The following is a 4,993-nucleotide window of genomic DNA, read 5'->3' as shown; positions in this document are numbered from 1 at the left end:
GGATCTCTATGGAGGTTATCCTCAGAAGCATCTGCAGCCAGCGAAGTTCCCGCCAACGCGGCAGCGACAATGAAGGGAATTGATCTCACGGTTATGCGCCTTGCCTCCCTGATCTGCTACGGAAAGCGCTTGAGTCTAACGTCGATTCATCCAATGCCTCAAACTGGCGATCTCAAAGAACTCTTGGCGACGCCATAGCAATCACTCACGGCGCGTCTTTAGTCCTCAGGTCCATATGCCACGTGAAAATCATGTGCAGTGAGAGAGTAGCTAACACGATCCACTTTTTAGTAGTCGACCCTGAGATTGAGCGACTCATAGTGGACATGGAGTGACACGCAATGTCATTTGAGCATAGGCTAGGGCCTCGACACCGGGGAAGAATTCATGACTATTGATATCAGCGGCCTTACGGCCAAGGAACTTCGCTCACTGATTGCTCAGGCGGAGAAGCAGCAGTCCAAAGTGCTGTCACGCCCTAAGGCCACAGCGATGCGCGCCAAGATCAATAAGTACGTCAAGGATCATGGCTACACGATAGAGGAACTGTACGGCGCTTCAGTGATCGTGCCCTCCGAAACCGCCAAGAAGCGAGGTGATCGGAGGTCTGCCAAATCGACAGTGCCCAAGATCGCTCCCAAGTACCGTAATCCTGCAGTGCGCGGCCAGACGTGGTCCGGTCGAGGGCGGCAACCGCGATGGATAGCCGAGCTGGTAGCAAGCGGAAAATCACTGAATGACTTCCTGATCAAGTAGTGATAGCGGGGCAGCCGTACACCGTTACCGCAGCAGGTCCTGAGAATCATTAGTCATCAGATCGAACAGGATGCTGGTGCGCGGAATACCCTGCCAGGTAGGCGATCAAAGATTTCAGCTAGTCGCAGTTGATGTGACAGCGGGCGAACAGCAGGCGCTCCACCTTATTGTGAGCATGACTCTTTGCACTGTCGTGCCCGGGTGCCTGGGCCTAAGGTTGCCGGCCGGCATCGGTTCCGTCGGCACTCGCCAATCCATTTTCCAGACGACCTGGCCCAGGGAAATCTATGCTGCCTGCACTCTTGCGCACCGCCTTGCTGACCGTTGCCCTGTCGGCATGGCTTCCAGCCCAGGCGCTTGCGGCCGGTTCTCTTAAGGCAGCCAACAGCAAGGCCAGGGCCTTCATCCAGCAGGCCATGCAGGAGCACCGGATTCCGGGCCTCCAGTTGGCAGTGGTGCAATATGGGAAAGTAGTGCTGCTGGAGAACTACGGGTTCGCCAATGTCGAGAACCGGGTGCCTGTTACCGGCAAGACGCTGTTTCCGATCAACTCGGCCACCAAGTCGTTCACCGGCGTAGCCATGATGCAACTGGTCCAGGACGGACGGGTGGACCTGGACGCCCCCTTGTCACGCTATTTGGACGATGTGCCCGCGACCTGGCGTGGGGTGCGGATCCGGCAGCTGCTGGGGCATACATCAGGCCTTCCGGAGATCATCGACTCGCAGGGGGCCTTTGGCGGTGCGACGGAGCCGGAGGCATGGAGCGCGGTCGAGGCTCGGCCTCTGGAGGTATCGCCAGGCGAACAGTTTTCGTACAACCAGACCAACTACGGCCTGCTGTCGCGGATCATCGTCAAGTTGAGCGGGCAACCGTACGAGCGATTCGTGACGCAGCGACAGTTCGATGTGGCGGGCATGCCCTCCACCACGTTCGGTGACAGCTATGACCTGGTTGCCGGAGCCGCCACGATCTACAGCGTGTCGCCGCGGGGCTCGCTGGCACCGGACGACGGTGCGCGCCTGTCGCATTGGATTTATGAAATGCCCTACAGCCTGTGGGCGGGTGGCGGAATCCAGACGACGGCCGAAGAGCTGTCGCGCTGGATCATTGCGCTGTCGCAGGACCAGTTGATCGATGATGCACATGTCCAGCGCATGTGGCAGCCAGAGCCACTGAACAGCGGGGCGAAAAGCGATTGGGCCTTAGGCTGGCCGGTGTTGAAGGCTGATCGCCCGCGCCAGGTCGCAGGCATTGGCGGCGCCCGCGCGGCATTCGTCGTCTACCCGGACGAAGACTTGGCCGTGATCGTGCTGACCAATCTTGCCGGTGCGAACCCGCAGCGGTTTGTTCGACGCATCGGCGAGTTCTACCAGTCGCGGGCGAACGACTCCACCCATTGATGCCGACGAAGCCCCGGGACGACGTGTGCTTTCGACCCGAAGCGGACGTCCACACGCACGCCTTCTGGCTGGCGCCAGCGGCGGCCGCCGCGAGAACAGGGACAGGTGTGCGGCCCTCGGTGTTCGGCTATCTTGAGAGTTCTTGCCACAACCCTTCAAGCACAGACGCATGCAAGCGATTTCGAGGATTGTTCAAAACGGGCGGTGGCTCAACTACTTCGTATTGTCCGTTGTGCTCTTGGCTGCCGGCTGCAAGGGCGAGCATGTGCCGGCAAAGGATCTCGGGGCGGACCTCGATGAGGTGGCCGCAACACTGATACAGCAGCCGTTGCTCCACTCAACCTCGATCGCAGTCGTATATCGGGGCCAGGAATTCATCCGTCATCGCGGCAACATGGAAGCCGGCAGGCTGAGCCCTCCGACCGACGCGACCCTCTACGAAATCGGTTCGTTGAGCAAGACCATGGCAGGGACCCTGATGGCCAACGCCGTCCTGGAGCGCAGGCTGGGGCTGGACGACGATGTCCGGAAGTATCTGCACGGCGATTATCCGAACCTGCAGTACAAGGGCGACCCCATCCGCATCCGTCACCTGCTGTCGCATACGAGCGGTCTTCCGAACATGTTGCCGGAACGCGCGAACACGGTGCTCGCGGACTTCACCGATCAGCGTACGCCTCGTGAACTCAATGCTATTTACGCCGGCTATGGCAAGGCGGATTTCTTCAGGGACCTGCATGCCGTCGAGATTCACCAAGTGCCCGGAAAGGATTATGCCTACTCCAGTGCTGGAACCCAACTGGCGGCGCATATTCTGGAGACGGTTTACAAGAGCGACTATGAGTCGCTGTTACGCGAATTCTTTCGCGATTCCGCGGCAATGGCGGACCTCAGAATCAGGCTGGGCGATGCTGAGGCGCCCCGGCTTGCGGTCGGCTACCACGGTGACAACGCGGTACCGACCTCGCCCATGCCGGAGTTGCCTTGGGGAGCATCGGGGAACGTAAAGGCGACCGTTCCGGAAATGGTGAAGTACCTCAAGTTCCAGCTGGCCGGCGGGCCCGTCGTGACGGAATCGCACCGTACTCTCGTCGAATTCGATTCCGAGTTCAGCATCGGCTATTTCTGGAACATCGTCGGCGGCGACCGCTTGAAGGGCACCTACTATGCCCATCATGGTGGTGTGCCCCGCTCGCAGTGCTATATCTACATCATGCCGAAGTATGACCTTGGCATTTTCGTCATCACCAACCAGAGCGGCGACAAGACTGCCCACGCCATGGAGGCGGCGATCAATACACTGGTCGAGAGAATCGCCGCGCGAGAAAATATCTCTAGCTAGGGCCTGTCACGGTCGCGTCCTGCGAATCGACTTGACCGAGGGATTGTGAATGACCGCTGCTGGCCAGAAGCAGACGTTATGTTGTGCTGCAGAGGCGCGCCTGATTGACCTGGCGGCGTTACCGTGGCAGGGCCCAGGTCGTCATGGCAGCCAGCAACACAACCAGGATCGGCGGTGTACGCGCGAGGGCCAGTAGCCCGAACGCAACCAGCGCCATCGCTGCATCCCATCGGTCATGGATCGCACTCGTCCACACCGGGTCGTACAACGCAGCCAGCAGGATCCCAACCACCCCGGTGTTGACGCCAGCAATCGAAGCTTGCAAAGCCTTTCGGTGGCGCAGGGCCTCCCAGAACGGCAGCGCCCCCACGAGCACAAGAAAGGCTGGCAGGAAAATGACTGCCAATAGCACAAGGCCTCCAAGCCAGCCACCCAGCGGTCCCTCGGCCAGGGCTCCCAAGTACGCCGCAAAAGTGAAGAGAGGGCCTGGCACCGCCTGCGCCGCACCGTACCCAGCGAGCAGATCCGCGGTGGTCACCGTGCCACTTTGGACAACCCCAGTCTGCAGCAACGGCAGTACGACATGGCCGCCGCCAAAGACCAAAGCACCAGCACGGTACGTACCCTCCAACAGCACAGCCAACGGGGAGCCACTAGCTACCACCCACACAGGCAGCAGAACAAGCGGCAGCACCAACAGCATCAGCGCTACCGTGCCCGTTCTTCGCGAGACGGGATAGCTGCAAGCTAAATGGCGCTGGGCAGGCTCGATTTTCAGCGCCCAGCGACCGAGCAGGCCGCTGCAGATGATCACCACCATCTGGCCGAAGACCGAGGGTAGTGCCAGCGTCAATACGGCGGCGACGAGCGCCATCCCTGCCCTCAGACGGTCCGGGCATAGGGTCCGGGCCATTCCCCATACCGCCTGAGCCACCACGGCAACTGCAACGATCTTCAGGCCATGCAGCCAACCGGATTCGAGGATGCCTTGGTATCGAGCAACGCCAAATGCGAACAGGATCATCAGTACGGCCGATGGCAGGGTAAAACCTGCCCAGGCGGCTAGCAGGCCAAGCCAGCCGGCGCGAGCCAAGCCCAGCGCCATCCCAACCTGGCTGCTGGCTGGGCCTGGCAGGAACTGGCACAAGGCCACCAGATCCGAGTAGCTACGGTCCGTCAGCCACCGGCGGCGCTCGACAAACTCGAGGCGGAAGTAGCTCAGATGGGCGATCGGGCCGCCGAACGAGGTCAGTCCCAGTCGTAGGAACACCATGAAGACACGCCACGCACTTTCGCTTTTTGCGGGATGGAGCGTCGGCATGAGGCAGGATCTCCTGTTGTTCTCAAAGGCGGCCAGCCCGGCCCAGCACCCAGACTAGGTCGCCTGGCTTCCGCTGTGCTCGGCCACCAACTCTCCATCTTCCTTCCGGAATGGTCCGGGAAGCTTCGGCAGGATATCCAGCACCAGTTCGGAAGGCCGGCACAGGCGCGT

5 protein-coding genes and 1 pseudogene are annotated in these 4,993 nt (G+C 60.6%); 4 read left to right on the top strand and 2 right to left on the bottom strand.

The window, feature by feature from the left end; translation table 11 throughout:
• The 4 genes from AC2A1N_RS04615 to AC2A1N_RS04600 form a co-directional block, all read left to right on the top strand.
• Positions 1 to 198, top strand: a 198-nt coding sequence (locus tag AC2A1N_RS04615) for a hypothetical protein (protein ID WP_484371644.1), incomplete at its 5' end; no start/stop codon positions are given.
• A 189-nt stretch (positions 199 to 387) separates the two neighbouring features.
• Positions 388 to 756, top strand: a complete 369-nt coding sequence (locus tag AC2A1N_RS04610; RefSeq protein WP_005420854.1) for an H-NS histone family protein — start codon at positions 388 to 390, stop codon at positions 754 to 756.
• A gap of 287 nt (positions 757 to 1,043) precedes the next feature.
• A complete protein-coding gene (locus AC2A1N_RS04605; RefSeq protein ID WP_005420855.1) occupies positions 1,044 to 2,159 on the top strand; it encodes a serine hydrolase domain-containing protein in 1,116 nt (371 codons plus the stop codon).
• A gap of 169 nt (positions 2,160 to 2,328) precedes the next feature.
• A complete protein-coding gene (locus tag AC2A1N_RS04600) occupies positions 2,329 to 3,501 on the top strand; it encodes a serine hydrolase domain-containing protein (RefSeq protein WP_005420857.1) in 1,173 nt (390 codons plus the stop codon).
• Positions 3,502 to 3,619: 118 nt separating this feature from the next.
• Here AC2A1N_RS04600 and chrA read toward each other — a convergent pair whose 3' ends face one another.
• Together chrA and AC2A1N_RS04590 are read right to left on the bottom strand one after the other, a co-directional pair.
• Positions 3,620 to 4,822, bottom strand: a complete 1,203-nt coding sequence (gene chrA / locus AC2A1N_RS04595; RefSeq protein ID WP_005420859.1) for a chromate efflux transporter — start codon at positions 4,820 to 4,822, stop codon at positions 3,620 to 3,622.
• A gap of 54 nt (positions 4,823 to 4,876) precedes the next feature.
• A pseudogene (locus tag AC2A1N_RS04590) lies at positions 4,877 to 4,993 on the bottom strand (arsenate reductase (glutaredoxin)); the annotation flags it as partial.

The sequence above is a fragment of the Stenotrophomonas maltophilia group sp. SKK55 genome (assembly GCF_057179845.1).
This window is presented reverse-complemented; position numbering and strand designations above follow the sequence as displayed.

Bases quoted from the DNA above. Each gene is read 5' to 3' on its own strand.
- AC2A1N_RS04610 (WP_005420854.1), top strand. From the start codon at position 388: ATGACTATTGATATCAGCGGCCTTACGGCCAAGGAACTTCGCTCACTG.
- AC2A1N_RS04605 (WP_005420855.1), top strand. From the start codon at position 1,044: ATGCTGCCTGCACTCTTGCGCACCGCCTTGCTGACCGTTGCCCTGTCG.
- AC2A1N_RS04600 (WP_005420857.1), top strand. From the start codon at position 2,329: ATGCAAGCGATTTCGAGGATTGTTCAAAACGGGCGGTGGCTCAACTAC.
- chrA (WP_005420859.1), bottom strand. From the start codon at position 4,822: ATGCCGACGCTCCATCCCGCAAAAAGCGAAAGTGCGTGGCGTGTCTTC.